Source organism: Nocardia sp. NBC_01329 (assembly GCF_035956715.1).
In the GTDB taxonomy this organism is placed as follows: Bacteria; Actinomycetota; Actinomycetes; order Mycobacteriales; family Mycobacteriaceae; genus Nocardia.
This window is the reverse complement of sequence record NZ_CP108381.1, coordinates 5,331,164-5,345,649: the sequence shown is the minus strand read 5'-3', so window position 1 is coordinate 5,345,649 and position 14,486 is coordinate 5,331,164. Positions and strand designations below refer to the sequence as shown.

Below are 14,486 nucleotides of genomic sequence, written 5' to 3'. Positions count from 1 at the left end.
GTCGCGCGCGAGTATCGTCCGATGACAGGAGCGCCGATGGCCGTCGACCGGGAACGCGAAGATCTCGTCCAACTGCTGGATGAGCAACGAGAGATGTTCCGGATAGCGCTGCGGGGTATCGACGACGAGCAGGCGCGTCGGCGGACCACCGCCAGCGAACTGACTCTCGGCGGCCTGCTGCACCACATCATCCGCTGCGAACGTACGTGGACGAAAGTGCTGGTCGAGCGGGACGAGAACGCCGAACAGAAGTTGGAAGACTACGCGGACGAATACACCATCGGCGAGGACGAGACAGTCGCCGGACTACTCGCCGAATGGGAGCGGGTCGCCGCGCGTACCACGGAACTCGTTCGTTCGGTCGACGATCTGAACGTATCGATTCCCACTCCCACCAACCCCTGGGTGCCCGGCCGGGTGTGGTGGTCCGCGCGGTTCCTGATCCTGCACATCCTGCGTGAGATCGCCCACCACAGCGGGCACGCCGATATCATCCGCGAACAGTTGGACGGTGCGAACACCACCGCCCAGCGCGCCGGGTGAGCGGACCCCGCTTCGCGGGGCGTGCGCGGACTTCGATGGCTTTGCCCGGCTCGCGAATCGGTGCCGCCACCACTGCGCCCGGCTGTGTGAGCCGAGGATGACGCTGCGACCGACAGTTAGGGTGTGAGCGTGGTGGGTGTCTTCGAGCGTCTCGTGGGTCAGGATTCGGTGACGGCCGATCTGACCGCCGCCGCGATCGCGGGTCGGACCGGGGTCGCCGGGGGCGCGATGACCCATTCGTGGCTGTTCACCGGCCCGCCCGGTTCCGGGCGTTCGGTGGCTGCGCTCTGCTTCGCGGCAGCATTGCAATGCGCCGATCCCGAAGAGCCCGGTTGCGGGAACTGCCATGCCTGCACCACGACGATGGCCGGAACTCACGGCGATGTTCGTCGCGTGGTACCCGAGGGGCTGAGTATCTCGACCAAGGAGATGCGCGGGATCGTGCAGATCGCGGCCCGGCGCCCCAGCACCGGCCGCTGGCAGGTGGTGGTGATCGAGGACGCCGACCGGCTCACCGAGGCCGCGGGCAACGTCCTGCTCAAAGTGGTCGAGGAGCCGCCGGAACGGACGGTGTTCCTGCTGTGCGCGCCGTCGGTGGATCCGGAGGACATCTCGGTCACCCTGCGCTCCCGATGCCGGCATGTACACCTGGTCACCCCCGGCGCCCCCGCGATCGCCCGGGTGCTGCGCGAACACGACGGCCTCGACCCGGAAACAGCGGAATGGGCGGCTGGCGTGAGCTCCGGTCATCTCGGTCGCGCTCGGCGCCTGGCCACCGACGACGAGGCCCGTGACCGCCGTCGCCGCGCCCTCGATCTGGTAACGGCGGTGACCCGCGGCACCGGCTACCCGGCGGCCGACGAATTGGTGAAAGCCGCCGACGACGAGGCGAAACAGCTCAGCGCCGAACGCGACGAGCACGAGCGCGACGAACTCGCCACCGCGCTGGGCGCCGGCGGCACCGGTAAAGGCGCGGCTGGCGCTACCCGCGGTTCGGCAGGTGCTCTCAAGGACCTCGAACGCCGCCAGAAATCCCGAGCCACCCGCACCGGCCGCGACGCCCTGGACCGCGCCCTCCTCGATATCGCCGGTCTCTACCGAGACGCCCTCGCAATGAGCTTCGGTGACACCAACGGCATCACCATGACCCACCCGGATATGGCCGACCGCGCCCGCGAACTGGCAAAGCGGGTCCGCCCCGAGGGGCTGCTCCGCTCCGTCGACGCGATCCTCGCCTGCCGCGAAGCCCTCGACCAGAACGTCAAGCCCCGCTTCGCGGTCGCCGCGATGGCCGCCACTCTCATCGCGGAAACCTCGTGACCAGCTGTTTTCGCGTTACCAGCTCTGAGACGATAGACTCGCCACGCCGAAAGGCACGCCGCCTTAGCTCAGTCGGTAGAGCGCTTCACTCGTAATGAAAAGGTCAGGAGTTCGATTCTCCTAGGCGGCTCCACTCGGAAACCGGCTCTAACCAGCTGATTTCCGCTTATTCTGACGCTTCCGGCGAGATATCGCTGTGGTGGTCTTGTCGACGTTTGTCACAGCGGCGCCCAAGTTCGGGTGACCAGGGCACTACGAAGGGCCCTCGGAGAGGGTGAGTGAGCGATCGGAACCCATTGGTGGGCATGGCCGTAGAGTTTCCTCCTCGCCGATGCCAGATGCTCGGTTCTCGGCGTTGAAGGGGGCCGATGGGATCGTGCCGCTGGCGGCGAGGGCGAGCCACTGACTCGCTCCGGCCGCGCGTAACCCGTAGAACACAGCCAATGGCGTGGCGGTGTCGGCGAGTAGCAGTGCAGCTGTAGCCGAGCGACTGCGGCGGGTGCCCTCATATCTGTGCCGGCGATGTTTCCGATGGCACTGTCATCACGGGTTCTTCCTGGTGGCTCGGTCGACCATGGCAGCCAGTTCAGCGGTGTAGGAGTCGATGTCGAAGTCCGCGCGGGTGTAGAGCTCCAGCACCACCTGCTCAGTGACCTCGTCTTTGCTGCTGAAGTGGTACGACACCAGCCGCGGCGTCCCGGGCGCGGGCCGGGGCGGTAACCGTGTGCCGCGAGTCAACGAACCCGCCCGGGCGAGGCGCGCCGATTACCGCAGGTCGAAGTCGTTCGTGGGCTAGTGTCGGTGCTCATGTTCATCGCCATCGCAGCATTCGCGGCGGTTTCGGTGCTGTTGCACGTCTATATCTGGTATCTGGAATCGTTCGCGTGGACCGGGGCCGCTCGGGGCGTTTTCGGCACCAGCGCCGAAGAAGCCGTAGCGACCCGCGAACTGGCCTACAACCAGGGCTTCTACAACCTGTTCCTGGCGATCATCGCGGGTGTGGGGATCATCGTCGCGGTGGCCGGCGACCGGGAAATCGGGGTGACGTTGATCTTCGCCGGAACGGCCGCGATGCTGGGTGCCGCGACAGTCCTGCTGGTCTCGTCACCGGACAAACGCGCATCGGCGGTGAAACAAGGTGCGGCACCGCTGGTCACGGTGGTCTTCGGAGTCATCTGGGCGTTCACCGGGTGATCCCGGCGTGGATCATCTGTGCTGCGAGGAATCCGGGACCCGAGCCCGTTCCAGTAACCGGCACAGAATCGCCAGCCGAGCCTCGCGGAGCCCGGGGCGCAACCGCTCGCCGCGTTCGAGGGTGGCCAGGCCGTGTAGTGCGCTCCAGCCGGTTTCGGTGAAGGATTCCACGTCGTCGTCTCCGGCGAAGGGGCCGAGTACGGTGACCAGTTCGGCGAACGCGTCGCGTAGGGGTTGCGGGGCATCCGGCCCGAATTGCAGATCGGTGGACATGGCGAACATGGCGTCGTATACGGCGGGCCGCTCGGTCGCGAATTCGCTGTAGGCGCGGGCGACCGCGGCCAGTGCTTCGGAATCGGTGGTGGCGGATGTCCTGGCGCTGCGCAATCTGACGGCGAGCTCGGTGATCCCGTCCTCCGCGACGGCCGTGACGATGGCGCGTTTACCGGCGAAATGGCTGTAGAGCACGGGTTGGCTGTATTCGATCCGGTCGGCGAGCTTCCGGACGGTGACCGCGTCCCAGCCCTCGGTTTCCGCCAATTCGCGCGCTGTGTCGATGATCAGCCGGTGGCGTTCGGCTCGTTCTCGTTCCCGCCTGTTCTGCACGCTCATCCAAAAATTCTAGCACCGCTAGACACAATAGCCGAGTTAGGTTAGTGTCGCTCTAGTACATAGCACTGCTAGATTTCGGAGCAATCATGATCACCACCCCTCGTCTCACGACTGCACTGGTGCTGTTCGGGGCCGCGTTCATCTTCTATATCGGGATCAACTACCTGATCGCTCCCGAGTCGATCGCCACCGGATTCGGGCTGCCGGAGTGGCCGACCGGCGACGCCGTGGCATTTTTGAACCTCAAAGGCATTCGGGACACCGTGAGCGGCATCCTCATCCTCGTGCTGCTGGCGCTCGGGCAACGATTCGCGCTCGGTGTCACCATGCTCGCTGTCGCGCTGATCCCCATCGGCGATATGACCACCGTCCTGTCCTACGACGGTTCCACTGCCGCTGCCTTCGGAATCCACGGCCTCACGGCAGTACTGGTGGCACTCACCGGAGTGTTGCTCCTGCGCGAACCCCGGAACCCGGCCCCGGCTCGGGCATAACCGTCGAATAGCGACCTCTATCAGCCGAAATACCCGAAATTCAGGAGACCACCATGTCCGTGTCGATCCAGATCCTCGCCGCCGTCGCGGTGCTCACCAACGCCGTCGTCTACGGCACCGACACCCTCGCCGCGCTGGTCGTGCGATCGGTCAACCGCCGGCTCGACGACACCACCATGACCCTCAACGCGGGGTGGGGCCACTACTACGCCGATCTCCGGATGCCGCCCATCGGTATCACCGGAGTGGTGAGTGCGCTGATCGCATCGGTGTCGGCCGCCGTCGGTGGCTACACCGTGCCCGCCGTCGCGGCGGGGCTGGCCGTGCTCGCTCTCGTCGCGTGGCTGGTGCTGTATGCGCGGATCGCGAAGCCGGTCAACAACGCGCAGAAGGCAGCGGCGCAGTCCGGGATCATTCCGCCGGACGCGCGCGCCCTACAGGACCGCTGGGAAAGCATCCTCTATCCGCGGGTCGGCCTGCAGATGATCGCGTTGATCGCGCTCGTGGTCGCAATCGCAACGGCCTGATGGGTATCGGGACAGTGGTCGTGCGGAGTGGAACCCGGGGATCAGAGCACGATGACGTTCTTGCCGCGAGTATGGCCCGACTGACCGGCGGCGAACGCGTCGGCGATCTCCTCCAACGAGAAGGTGGCGGCGACCGGGACCGTGAGGTCGCCTTTGGCGGCGAGGTCGGCGAGTCGCTGGGTATGAGCGCCGTCTGGGCGGACCCAGACGGAGTGGCCACCGTGCTCGGCCACCGTGCCGTCGGCGATGGAGGCGTGCCGCCCACCCGGGGCCAGAACCGCCAGCGTGGTGTCGAGCTGGCCGCCCACGAAATCGGCTACGGCCCGCACGCCGTCGGGAGCGAGTTCGCGGATACGTTCGACCAGGCCGTCCCCGTAGGCCACTGGTTCGGCGCCCAGGTCGCGCAGGAAACCGTGATTGCGCTCGGAAGCCGTACCCAGGACCCGGGCCCCGCGAGCCCGGGCGATCTGGACACCCAGACTGCCGACACCCCCGGCTGCGGCGTGGATCAGTACGGTGTCCTCGCCGGTGACCTCGAGGAGGTCGAGGGTGCGCAGGGCGGTACCGCCGGCCAAGGGCAGCGCACCGGCCTGTTCCCAGGGCAGATCCACCGGTTTGCGTGCCACGTGTGCGGCCTCGACCGCGACCAGTTCGGCGAAGGTTCCGGCCTGCAGGACGTCCTTGCGGGCGTAGGCCATTACCTCGTCGCCGACCTCGAATTCGGGGGTGTCGATACCCGTTTCGACCACGATCCCGGCGACATCCCAACCTGGGATCACCGGGAAGACGGCATCGATCAGGCCGTCCAAGGCGCCCGACATGAGCTTCCAGTCGACCGGGTTCACCCCCGCCGCGCGCACCTCGATCAGCACCGACCCGGGGAAGACCTTGGGTTTCGGCAGGTCACGCACTCGCATATCGCTGTTGTCGGTGGTGTACCGGTCATAGGTCGCTGCACGCATGATCCAGTCCTATCGGTTGCGGTCGTCCCCTGCGTGCAACGACGCGCCGCAACCGATATTCCGTCCCGGATCCCGTAGGCCCCGGGCGGGTGCGGAGGGTCCACCGAGCCGGGCGACACTGACCGCACTCGGGGACTTCCGCTCAGCCCGCGGCCGCAGACCGGGAGCTGGTGCGGTTCAGGATGGCGGTGAGCTCGGTGTTGAAATGGTCGATCCGCTCGATATTGCCCAGATGGCCGGTGGGCCAGACCTGGTAATCGGGCCGGTGCCCGGCCGCTTCCATCGTGTCGGCGATGAGTCGCGACATCCGTTCCGGCAGCAGCCGGTCGTAGCGGCCGGCGATGATCGTGGTGGGCACGGTCAGATTCGCCGCGGCCGCGCCGAGCTGCAGATCCGCCAGGATCGCGGCGTGCCGGCCACGGGCCAGCGGGCGGCACGAGCGCACGATGTTCAGGGCGAAATCGGCCTGCTCGTTGGTGGCGCCACGGGCCATGATGCGTTGTTTGAGGATCTCCCTGACCGCCCAGCCGCCGGGCAGTGGGAGGGGCGTCGTGAGGATGGACTCCGCGACGATCATCGGCAGCCGGATCGGCGACCCGAGCAAGGTCAGCGGCAGATTACCCACGCTGAGCGGTTTGTTCAGCAGCGGCAGCAGATCGGTGTCGTAGCGGATATTGCCCGAGGTGGTGTTGGCGAGGACGACCGCGCGGGCGCGCCGGGCCACCTGCTGTGGATGGCGGGCCGCCCAGGCCTGCAGGGTGATCCCACCCATGCTGTGCCCGACCAGTAGAGCTTGCTCGTCCGGCCGCAGGGTCGCCTCGAGGACGGTGGCGAGATCGTCGGCGAGGGTGCGGTCGCCGAGTGGAGTGCGACCGAGCGTGCTGTCGCCGTGGCCGCGCTGGTCGTAGGCGATCACGCGGTAACGGTCGGCGAAGGCGTTGATCTGGGGGTGCCAGTACTCGATACAACAGCTCCAGCCGTGGATGAGCACGATCGGCTCGGCGTCGGCGGGACCGTAGGAGTGCACTCGCAGGCGGGCGCCGTCGGCAGTGGTCACGGGGATGACCTCGGGGACGGCGATCGGCGCGTTGTAGTGCGACGTTCGGAATCGGCGCGCACGCAACGTAGCCCGGTACGGCGCGGTCAATGCGCCTTGATGCGCCTGCGATAGCGCGGTTATCGACTTCACCAGCATCAGAACACTCCTTTGTGCCTGCTGACACGGTAGCTCTGCAAGCTGGGTGCTTACAAGAGCAAGCGCCGTTCCGGTACGCGTCTTCCGAGATGTTGTTGTTGTCCCGAATATCGGTGCGGCACGGGCCACTGTTAGCCAAGGGTGCCCATTTTTCGGAAGTTCTATACCTGGAGCTGTGGAAACGGAGCAAGCACCTCCGTTGGTTGTGGCGTCAACCCGGGCGTCGCGGCTACCGTGAGAGATGTGAACGACTCCGATGCAGCCGAACCGCGAGGGCTGGTGGAACCGCGGATTCCGGAAGCGGACGAGGCGGACGGCGGCACCTGGTCGGCCGGATGGCGCGGAGTCCTACTACCGGGTGCGGCGGCGGCCGCAGGTGCGGCGGCGGTGCTGCTGCTCCACCTGCGCGATCCGCATGTGGAGGGCGCCTACGGTTTGTGCCCGGTCTATGCGCTGTTCGGTGTGTACTGCCCCGGCTGCGGGGGTATGCGCGCAGTGCACAACCTGACCGAGGGACATATCGTCGATTCCCTGCACAGCAACCTGCTGGCGCTGCCGGTGCTCGCGCTCTACGCGCTGTGGGTGGGTGATTGGGTGATCCGTGCGTGGCGCGGTGACGGACCGCGCCTGCCCGGGATCAACAGTGTCACGATGTGGACGTTGCTCGGCGCGATCACCGTTTATACGGTGCTGCGAAACACCCCCTGGGGCACCTGGCTGACGCCGGTCTGACAGACGAGGCAACAGATGCGCGATTCACTCAAGGACCGGGTCCGCGAAAAATTGCGGCGGCAACTGGCCGAGGACGGCCCGGCGGGTAGTGAGCCCGAGGATCCGCGACTCATCGCCGTGGTCGCCGACCTCGACGCGCTCGACAGTGTCGCCGAGGACGATCCGCTGATCGAACAACTCGCGGGTCGCTACCTGGTGTTCTGACCCCGCCGCCCCGCGCCGCCACCGACCGGCGGCAGTGGTGGCAGCGGTTCGGAATACAGCCAGTCCTGCCACAGCGGCTGCATCGGCGTCACACTGTAATGGCCGACCAGGTCGGTGAATTCCTCGGTGGATACCGAAGCATGGCGGTGCCGGGCCGTCCAATCGCGGATGAGCCGGAAGAAGGCGGTGTCACCGAGTTCGAGCCGCAGCGCGTGCAGGGTGAGTGCCCCGCGTTTGTAGACCCGGTCGTCGAACATCAGCGTCGGGCCGGGGTCGCCGACCATGATGTTCTGCGGCTCCCGGCGCAGGGTGTGCCAGGTCGCGCGGGCAAGTTGATCAGCGGTCGGCCCATGAGCGGCCTCCGACCAGATCCATTCCGCATAGCAGGCGAAACCTTCGTGCAGCCAGATATCGCACCAGTGCTGGATAGTGAGGCTGTTGCCGAACCACTGGTGTGCGAGTTCGTGTGCGACCAGCCGTTCGGCGCCGCGCCGGCCGTCGCAGTGGTTGGCACCGAAGATCGAGATGCCCTGGGCTTCGATCGGGATCTCGAGTTCGTCCTCGGTGACCACCACCGAATAGCTCTGGAACGGGTACGGGCCGAACAGGTCGCTGAATACCGACATCATCTCGGGTTGCCTGGCGAAATCGTGGTCGAAGGCGGCGCGCAGCGAAGCGGGCAGCACGGCGTGGATCGGGACCGGCGCATGCCGGTCGGTCAGCTGGTGTCTGCGGTAACGCCCGATCTGCACGGTCGCCAGATAGGTCGCCATCGGCTCGGTCTGTTCGTAGACCCAGGTCGTTTGACCGGCTTTGGTCAGTTTGCCGACCAATTCGCCGTTGGCGAGGGTGTAGTACGGGGTATCGGTGGTGACGGAGATCCGGTAGCTCGCCTTGGAACTGGGATGGTCGTCGCAGGGGAACCAGGACGCGGCGCCGTTGGGCTGACTGGCCACCAGCGAGCCCTCGGTGAGCTCTTCCCAGCCGACCTCACCCCAGGGGCCGCGCACCGGTTTCGGAGCGCCGGCGTACTGCACCACCAGTTGTAGGATCCCGCCGGCGGGTATGCGCTCGCGTGGGGTGACGGTGAGTTTGCCGCGCTGATGGATGTACTTACCGGCTTTGCTGCCGTTGATCAGCACTTTCGACACAGCCAGGGCTTGGGAGAGATCGAGGGAGAAACGCGGGCGTTCGGTGGTGGTGACGGCGGTGATCACCGCTCGCCCGGCGAGCCGGTTACTGGCGACCTTGTAGTTCAGGTCCAGTTCGTACCGCGATACCCGATAGCCCCGGTTGCCGTTCTGCGGTAGATAGTCGTCGATGGGGGCGTCGTAGAACCTGCTCCCCATCAGCTGTCCGTCTCCTCTTCGGCCGGATCGGTATCGAGTTCGGCTACCGGCCCGGACCAGGGGGCGATCGGATTACCCCACCATCTGGTGGAGGCCGGCACCGTATCGCCGCGCATGACCAGGGAGGCCGGGCCCACGGTGGCGGCGGCGCCGATCGTGGCGGCGGGGAGTGCGACGCAGTGCGGGCCGAGGGTGGCGCCGGGTTCCAGAGTCACGGTGTCCATGGCCATGATGCGGTCGTGGAACAGGTGGGTCTGCACCACGCAACCGCGTTCCACGGTCGCGCCGTCACCGAGTGTCACCAGGTCTGCCTCCGGAAGCCAGTAGGACTCGCACCATACCCCGCTGCCGATTTTCGCGCCGAGTGCGCGCAACCACAGGTTCAGTACGGGCGTACCGGTCGCCGCGCGGGCGAACCAGGGTGCCGCGACGGTTTCCACGAAGGCGTCCGATACCTCGTTGCGCCAGACGAACGAACTCCACAGCGGATGCTCACCGGGCCGGATCCGGCCGATGAGCACCCATTTCGCGGTGACCGCGCTCGCGCAGGCCACCGCGCCGGCGACCATCAGCACCACACCCGAGAGCAGCGCCGCCGCCGGATACCCGAACCGATCGGCCAGCCCGGCCAGACTCAGCAGGACCCCGATACCGATGGCGAAGGTCACCACGACCGCGGCCAGCCGACAGGTTTCGAAGGCACCGCGGAAGATCCGCAATCGCAGCGGCGGATCGAAGGTGCGGTCGGCATCGGCGGCACCCGCGGCCCGGCGCAACCGGACCGGCGGGCTACCCAGCCAGGACGATCCCGCCTTCGCCTTGGTGGGCGCCGCGGACAGCACGGCGACCAGACCGTTCTTCGGTACCCGCCGGCCGGGCGCGGCCATACCGGAATTCCCCAAGAACGCGCGTTTGCCGACCTTCACCTCACCGATGTGCAGCCAGCCGCCGCCGAGTTCGTAACTGGCCACCATGGTGTCGTCGGCCAGGAAGGCGCCGTCGGCGACCGTGGTGAACTTCGGCAGTAGCAGCACCGTGGAGGCTTCCACGTGTTTTCCCACCTTCGCGCCCAGCAGACGCAGCCAGACCGGGGTGAGCAGCGAGGCGTAGAGGGGGAACAGGAAGGTACGGGCCGAGTCCAGCAGCCGTTCGGTGGCCCATACCTGCCAGCCGACTCGGCTGCGCACCGGGTGATACCCCTCGGTGAGGCCGATACTGAGCAGCCGCACCGCGACCACCGTCGTGACCGCGTAGACCACCAGGCTGAAGACAGTGGCGACCGGCAACCACAGCAATGCGGGCAGCACAACGGCCCCGAAATCGGCGGTATCGCGGATACCCCAGGTGATCACCACCAGACCCGCCGCCAGCCCGAACAGCGGCAGCGCTCCCAATGCCAGCGAACCGATCCCGAACGCCAGGACCCAGTGCGCCGCCCGCTCCGGGGTCTCCGCCGGCCAGCGGTGCCGGGCTCTCCCGACCTTGACCGCCGGTGAACCGGCCCATTCCTGTCCGGCCTTCACCTTCCCGGACACCGCGGAACCGGGCGCGATCTCCGCATCGCGCCCGATTCTCGTACCGGGCAGCAGTACCGACCGCGCGCCGACCACCGCGCCCCGGCCGACCACGATCGGACCGATGTGCACGATATCGCCGTCGATCCAGTAGCCGGACAGGTCGACCTCGGGTTCCACACTGCACCCGTCCCGGAGTTCGAGCATGCCGGTCACCGGGGGCAGCGTGTGCAGGTCGACACCCTCGCCCACCTTTGCGCCCAGCGCGCGGGCGAACGGCACCATCCACGGGGCGCCGGAGAGGTTCTCCGCTCCGCTGGCCTCCGACAGCCGGACCGCCGCCCACAATCGCAGATGTACCGAACCGCCTCGTGGATAACTGCCCGGCCGCACCCCTGCGAGCAGGGTCCGGGCGCCCACTACACAGATCGCCATCCGGCCGAGCGGGGTGATGAAGACTCCGAACAGCAGCGCGGTCCACCACCAGGACAGGCGCGGCAGCCAGGGCAGCAACTCGAACCACGCGGCGACCCCGGATGCGACGGCGAGCCAGGTCACCCACTGCAACCCGGTCAACGTGGTCAGCGCCACCGTGGCCAGGACCTGGATCCACTGCGCGGACAGCGGTGTCGGCCGGACCGGACGCGTTTCGGCGGCGGCGGTAGGGGCGCTCTGCTCGAGCAGTTCGGCGAGCGCCCCGAGCCGCGGATGGTCGTACACCTCGGCGACCGTGACCCGTGGATATCGCGCGCGCAACGCGGTGACCAGCTGGGCGGCCGACAGCGAGCCGCCGCCGAGGGCGAAGAAATCGGCGTCGGCACCGGTGATCTCGGCACCGAGGACATTGATCCACAGTTGGGCGACCCAGGCGGCGGTTCCGGTGAGCCCGTGCTCGGCCGCGCTGTCGGCGTCGGCGAGCGGCCAGGGCAGGGCGTTGCGGTCGACCTTGCCCGAGGTGCGAGTCGGTAATTCCGGTACGACCACCAGGCGCGGGATGAGCGGGGCCGGGAGGTGCCCGGCGAGCCGGGTGCGGGCGGCGGCCAGATCGTAGTCCTCGGCGACACCGGTGAGGTAGCCGATCAGCACAGGCGCCCCAGCGGCCGTGGTGCGGACCGCGGCGGCCGCGCCACCGACACCCGGAAGATGTTGTAGGGCGTTGTCGATCTCGCCGAGTTCGATCCGGCGGCCCCCGATCTTGACCTGGTCGTCGGCCCGGCCGAGGAAGATCAGGCCGGCCTCTTCGTTTCGGACCAGGTCCCCGCTGCGGTAGGCCCGGTCCCAGCCGAGTGTGTCCAGCGGCGCGTATTTATCGGCGTCCTTGGCCGGATCGAGATAGCGGGCCAGGCCGACCCCGCCGATCACCAGTTCTCCGGTCTCGCCCTCGCCGACCGGTTCGCCGTCCGCGTCGACCACCACCAGATCCCAGCCGTCCAGCGGCAGCCCGATCCGCACCGGACCGGTCCCGTCCAGTAGGGCCGCACAGGCGACCACGGTGGCCTCGGTGGGGCCGTAGGTGTTCCACACCTCGCGGTCGGGGTCGGCGAGGCGTTCGGCCAGTTCGGGGGGGACGGCCTCACCACCGAAGATGAACAGCCGCACCGATTCCAGGGCCTCGGCCGGCCAGGTCGCGGCCAAGGTCGGGACGGTGGACACCACCGTGATGCCCTGCCGGACCAGCCAGGGCCCGAGATCGGCGCCGGTGCGGACCAGGGCGCGCGGGGCCGGCACCAGGCAGGCACCGTGCCGCCAGGCCAGCCACATCTCCTCGCAGGAGGCGTCGAAGGCGACCGACAGACCGGCCAGGACGCGGTCGCCCGGACCGAGCGGAGTATCGCGGAGGAACAGGCGGGCCTCGGCATCGACGAATGCGGCGGCGTTGCGGTGGGTTACCGCGACACCCTTGGGTGTCCCGGTGGACCCCGAGGTGAAGATGATCCAGGCATCGTCGTCCGGCGTGGGTGGCGCGGCGGATCGCCCGTCGATTGCCCGGTCGTCACCCAGGGACTCCGCGCGGTCGACGACCGGACGGATACCGTCGGCCGTCGCCACGGCCGTTACCCGTGCTTCGGTGAAGACCAGTTCGGCCCGCTCCTCCGGATCGTCGGCGTCCACCGGGACGTAGGCCGCGCCGGCGTGCAGCACGGCCAGGATTGTGAGATAGAGCTCCCACGTACCGGAGGGCATCCGGACCCCGACCCGGTCGCCGCGACGGACCCCGGCAGCGGCCAGGTCCCGTATCGCGTTCTCGATCTCGACGCGCAGTTCGGCGTAGCTCAGGCTGCGATCCGCGGTCGCGATCGCGGGGGCGTCGGGATACACGGCGGCCGTCTCGGCGACGATATCGACCAGCGTGCGCGGCGGTGGCGCCGCCTCGGCCCGCCGTAGCGCGCTCTCCGCATCCACCTGCGACCGCATGTGTCCGGCCCACCTTCCATCGCCCAGCCGACGGACTGGTTGTCTCATACGAGGGTTACCGCACGGCAAACAGCGGTCGACCGGGTGACCAGATTACTAGGCGATTCGTAACACTCGATGTCAGCAGGGCAGGTCGCGGGCGGCGGCCGATACTCCCGGCGAGCCGCTATTCCATGCCGTCGGCGAGCCGGTGGTCGATATCGTCGGTGAGCGGAGTGGGCCGGTAGTACCGGCCGTTGTAGTAGAGCAGGGGAGCGGCGGCGCCTTCTTCCTCGTCGGTGTCGTCGTGCACCCGGACCACCCGGCCCACCACGAAAGTGTGGTCACCGATGGGGATGAGTTGCTCCACCGTGGTGCGCAACCAGAGCGGGGTGCCGTGCAGCACCGGTTCGCCGGTATCCAGGGTGCTCCACAGCGCGGGGTCGCTGAACCGGTGCGCGGCGGTCCGGGCAAAACGCTGCGCCAGGTGGCGTTGGTGTTCACCGAGGAAATGGATGACGACGGAGTCGGCGGCGGTCAGGGCCGCCAGGCTCGAAGACGTATCGCTGATGTTGAACGACACGAGCGGCGGGTCCAGCGAGAGCGAGGCGAACGAGGTCGCCGTGAATCCGACCGGGCCGGTGGCCGAACGGAGCGTCACGATAGTGACTCCGGACGGATAGTGGCGCATGGAGGCGCGGTACTGCTCGGCGGTGATACCACTGAGGTCGTGGGGGATCCGGATTCCGGTGTCGGGCCGTGGTGCTTCGGTCACCTCGCCGACGCTACGCCCGGATCGGCATACCGGAGCGGGCTGGTCCACTGTCCGGGAAGGCAGCCGTCGAGGTCAGTCCACGGCGAGGGAAAGCCCCGCGGTGATCCGCAGCAGCTCCTGGTACGAGGTGCGGAAGACAGTGCCAGGACTACCGCCCGCGGCCCACAGTTCCCGATGCTCCGCGAGCCTCGAATCCACCCAGGTGGGCAGGTTCGCCGGATGACCGACCGGCGCGACACTGCCCGGGAGCTGCCCGGTGTAGTGCACCACCAGATGAGGTGGCGCCGGGATGAGCGGTCCCTCCAACCGCGCGCCGGTGCGTTCCGGATCCACGCGGTGGGCCGCCGAGATCAAGAGCAGGACCGGGTCGTCGCCCAGCAGGAAGACTTGCGAATGCACCAGGGCCGCGAGCTCCACCTCGAGGGCATGGGCGGTCTCGACAAGACCGGTCGCCGATTCCGGCGCGGTGACGATCAGCCCGTGGTGACCACGGGCGATCAGAGTATCCGAGACCCGGCAGGTTATCTGTGGAAGCGCCCTGCGCATGGGCACAGGGTAGAGCGCTCCGCGATGTCTCGCGCCCGATTACCCACTGACCGGACAAGACAGACCTCGCCACGGAGCGGCAGCCGTCGGACCCGACCGGCCCGGTGCACGGCGCTCGCCGACGA

Annotated in this window: 15 protein-coding genes and 1 tRNA gene; 8 read left to right on the top strand and 8 right to left on the bottom strand. The window is 67.9% G+C overall.

Annotation, left to right across the window (positions count from 1 at the left end; all coding sequences use genetic code 11):
- The first annotated feature begins 21 nt into the window (after positions 1-21).
- From OG405_RS24325 to OG405_RS24315, 3 genes are all read left to right on the top strand, one after another.
- Positions 22-543, top strand: a complete 522-nt coding sequence (locus OG405_RS24325) for a DinB family protein (protein WP_327148752.1) — start codon at positions 22-24, stop codon at positions 541-543.
- A 129-nt stretch (positions 544-672) separates the two neighbouring features.
- Entirely contained in the window at positions 673-1,863 is a 1,191-nt protein-coding gene (locus OG405_RS24320) for a DNA polymerase III subunit delta' (RefSeq protein WP_327152489.1), read from the top strand.
- A 57-nt stretch (positions 1,864-1,920) separates the two neighbouring features.
- Positions 1,921-1,996: transfer RNA gene (locus OG405_RS24315), tRNA-Thr, on the top strand.
- A gap of 410 nt (positions 1,997-2,406) precedes the next feature.
- Here the strand turns inward: OG405_RS24315 and OG405_RS24310 are convergent.
- Positions 2,407-2,547 (bottom strand): hypothetical protein, encoded by a 141-nt coding sequence (locus OG405_RS24310; RefSeq protein WP_327148751.1) that lies wholly within the window; start codon positions 2,545-2,547, stop codon positions 2,407-2,409.
- Positions 2,548-2,670: 123 nt separating this feature from the next.
- Here OG405_RS24310 and OG405_RS24305 point away from each other — a divergent pair, with 123 nt between their 5' ends.
- Entirely contained in the window at positions 2,671-3,057 is a 387-nt protein-coding gene (locus OG405_RS24305; RefSeq protein ID WP_327148750.1) for a DUF1304 domain-containing protein, read from the top strand.
- 12 nt (positions 3,058-3,069) lie between these two features.
- On the opposite strand, the gene OG405_RS24300 is transcribed toward OG405_RS24305, so the two are convergent.
- Positions 3,070-3,669, bottom strand: a complete 600-nt coding sequence (locus OG405_RS24300) for a TetR/AcrR family transcriptional regulator (RefSeq protein ID WP_327148749.1) — start codon at positions 3,667-3,669, stop codon at positions 3,070-3,072.
- Positions 3,670-3,755: 86 nt separating this feature from the next.
- Here OG405_RS24300 and OG405_RS24295 point away from each other — a divergent pair, with 86 nt between their 5' ends.
- Together OG405_RS24295 and OG405_RS24290 are read left to right on the top strand one after the other, a co-directional pair.
- Entirely contained in the window at positions 3,756-4,163 is a 408-nt protein-coding gene (locus tag OG405_RS24295) for a DUF4267 domain-containing protein (RefSeq protein ID WP_327148748.1), read from the top strand.
- A 53-nt stretch (positions 4,164-4,216) separates the two neighbouring features.
- Complete coding sequence (locus OG405_RS24290; protein WP_327148747.1) at positions 4,217-4,690, top strand: DUF1772 domain-containing protein; 474 nt, start codon at positions 4,217-4,219, stop codon at positions 4,688-4,690.
- 41 nt (positions 4,691-4,731) lie between these two features.
- Here OG405_RS24290 and OG405_RS24285 read toward each other — a convergent pair whose 3' ends face one another.
- Both OG405_RS24285 and OG405_RS24280 read right to left on the bottom strand, forming a co-directional pair.
- Positions 4,732-5,652 (bottom strand): NADP-dependent oxidoreductase, encoded by a 921-nt coding sequence (locus OG405_RS24285; RefSeq protein WP_327148746.1) that lies wholly within the window; start codon positions 5,650-5,652, stop codon positions 4,732-4,734.
- Between the two features lie 142 nt (positions 5,653-5,794).
- Positions 5,795-6,847, bottom strand: coding sequence for an alpha/beta fold hydrolase (locus OG405_RS24280; RefSeq protein WP_327148745.1), 1,053 nt, complete (start codon positions 6,845-6,847; stop codon positions 5,795-5,797).
- 243 nt (positions 6,848-7,090) lie between these two features.
- Between OG405_RS24280 and OG405_RS24275 the strand changes: the two genes are divergently transcribed.
- Positions 7,091-7,579: a DUF2752 domain-containing protein gene (locus OG405_RS24275; RefSeq protein WP_327148743.1), complete on the top strand. Its 489-nt coding sequence runs from the start codon at positions 7,091-7,093 to the stop codon at positions 7,577-7,579.
- Positions 7,580-7,594: 15 nt separating this feature from the next.
- A complete protein-coding gene (locus OG405_RS24270) occupies positions 7,595-7,783 on the top strand; it encodes a hypothetical protein (RefSeq protein ID WP_327148742.1) in 189 nt (62 codons plus the stop codon).
- Here the strand turns inward: OG405_RS24270 and OG405_RS24265 are convergent.
- The 4 genes from OG405_RS24265 to OG405_RS24250 all read right to left on the bottom strand — a co-directional run bounded on the left by OG405_RS24265 (position 7,768) and on the right by OG405_RS24250 (position 14,361).
- Positions 7,768-9,132 carry a M1 family metallopeptidase gene (locus tag OG405_RS24265; RefSeq protein ID WP_327148741.1) on the bottom strand — a complete coding sequence of 455 codons (1,365 nt, stop codon included), beginning with the start codon at positions 9,130-9,132 and terminating at the stop codon, positions 7,768-7,770. The two genes, OG405_RS24270 and OG405_RS24265, sit on opposite strands and share 16 nt — an antisense overlap.
- Complete coding sequence (locus OG405_RS24260; RefSeq protein WP_327148740.1) at positions 9,132-13,061, bottom strand: Pls/PosA family non-ribosomal peptide synthetase; 3,930 nt, start codon at positions 13,059-13,061, stop codon at positions 9,132-9,134. The genes OG405_RS24265 and OG405_RS24260 overlap by 1 nt, the downstream gene beginning before the upstream one ends.
- 166 nt (positions 13,062-13,227) lie before the next feature.
- Positions 13,228-13,815, bottom strand: a complete 588-nt coding sequence (locus OG405_RS24255) for a flavin reductase family protein (protein ID WP_442790600.1) — start codon at positions 13,813-13,815, stop codon at positions 13,228-13,230.
- 72 nt (positions 13,816-13,887) lie between these two features.
- Complete coding sequence (locus tag OG405_RS24250; RefSeq protein WP_327148739.1) at positions 13,888-14,361, bottom strand: YbaK/EbsC family protein; 474 nt, start codon at positions 14,359-14,361, stop codon at positions 13,888-13,890.
- Positions 14,362-14,486: the final 125 nt, after the last annotated feature.

Excerpts from the sequence above, each read along its gene's own strand:
- OG405_RS24280 (WP_327148745.1), bottom strand. The coding sequence starts at position 6,847 with ATGCTGGTGAAGTCGATAACCGCGCTATCGCAGGCGCATCAAGGCGCA.
- OG405_RS24265 (WP_327148741.1), bottom strand. The coding sequence starts at position 9,132 with ATGGGGAGCAGGTTCTACGACGCCCCCATCGACGACTATCTACCGCAG.
- OG405_RS24260 (WP_327148740.1), bottom strand. The coding sequence starts at position 13,061 with ATGCGGTCGCAGGTGGATGCGGAGAGCGCGCTACGGCGGGCCGAGGCG.
- OG405_RS24295 (WP_327148748.1), top strand. The coding sequence starts at position 3,756 with ATGATCACCACCCCTCGTCTCACGACTGCACTGGTGCTGTTCGGGGCC.
- OG405_RS24270 (WP_327148742.1), top strand. The coding sequence starts at position 7,595 with ATGCGCGATTCACTCAAGGACCGGGTCCGCGAAAAATTGCGGCGGCAA.
- OG405_RS24300 (WP_327148749.1), bottom strand. The coding sequence starts at position 3,669 with ATGAGCGTGCAGAACAGGCGGGAACGAGAACGAGCCGAACGCCACCGG.
- OG405_RS24325 (WP_327148752.1), top strand. The coding sequence starts at position 22 with ATGACAGGAGCGCCGATGGCCGTCGACCGGGAACGCGAAGATCTCGTC.
- OG405_RS24250 (WP_327148739.1), bottom strand. The coding sequence starts at position 14,361 with ATGCGCAGGGCGCTTCCACAGATAACCTGCCGGGTCTCGGATACTCTG.
- OG405_RS24290 (WP_327148747.1), top strand. The coding sequence starts at position 4,217 with ATGTCCGTGTCGATCCAGATCCTCGCCGCCGTCGCGGTGCTCACCAAC.
- OG405_RS24305 (WP_327148750.1), top strand. The coding sequence starts at position 2,671 with ATGTTCATCGCCATCGCAGCATTCGCGGCGGTTTCGGTGCTGTTGCAC.
- OG405_RS24285 (WP_327148746.1), bottom strand. The coding sequence starts at position 5,652 with ATGCGTGCAGCGACCTATGACCGGTACACCACCGACAACAGCGATATG.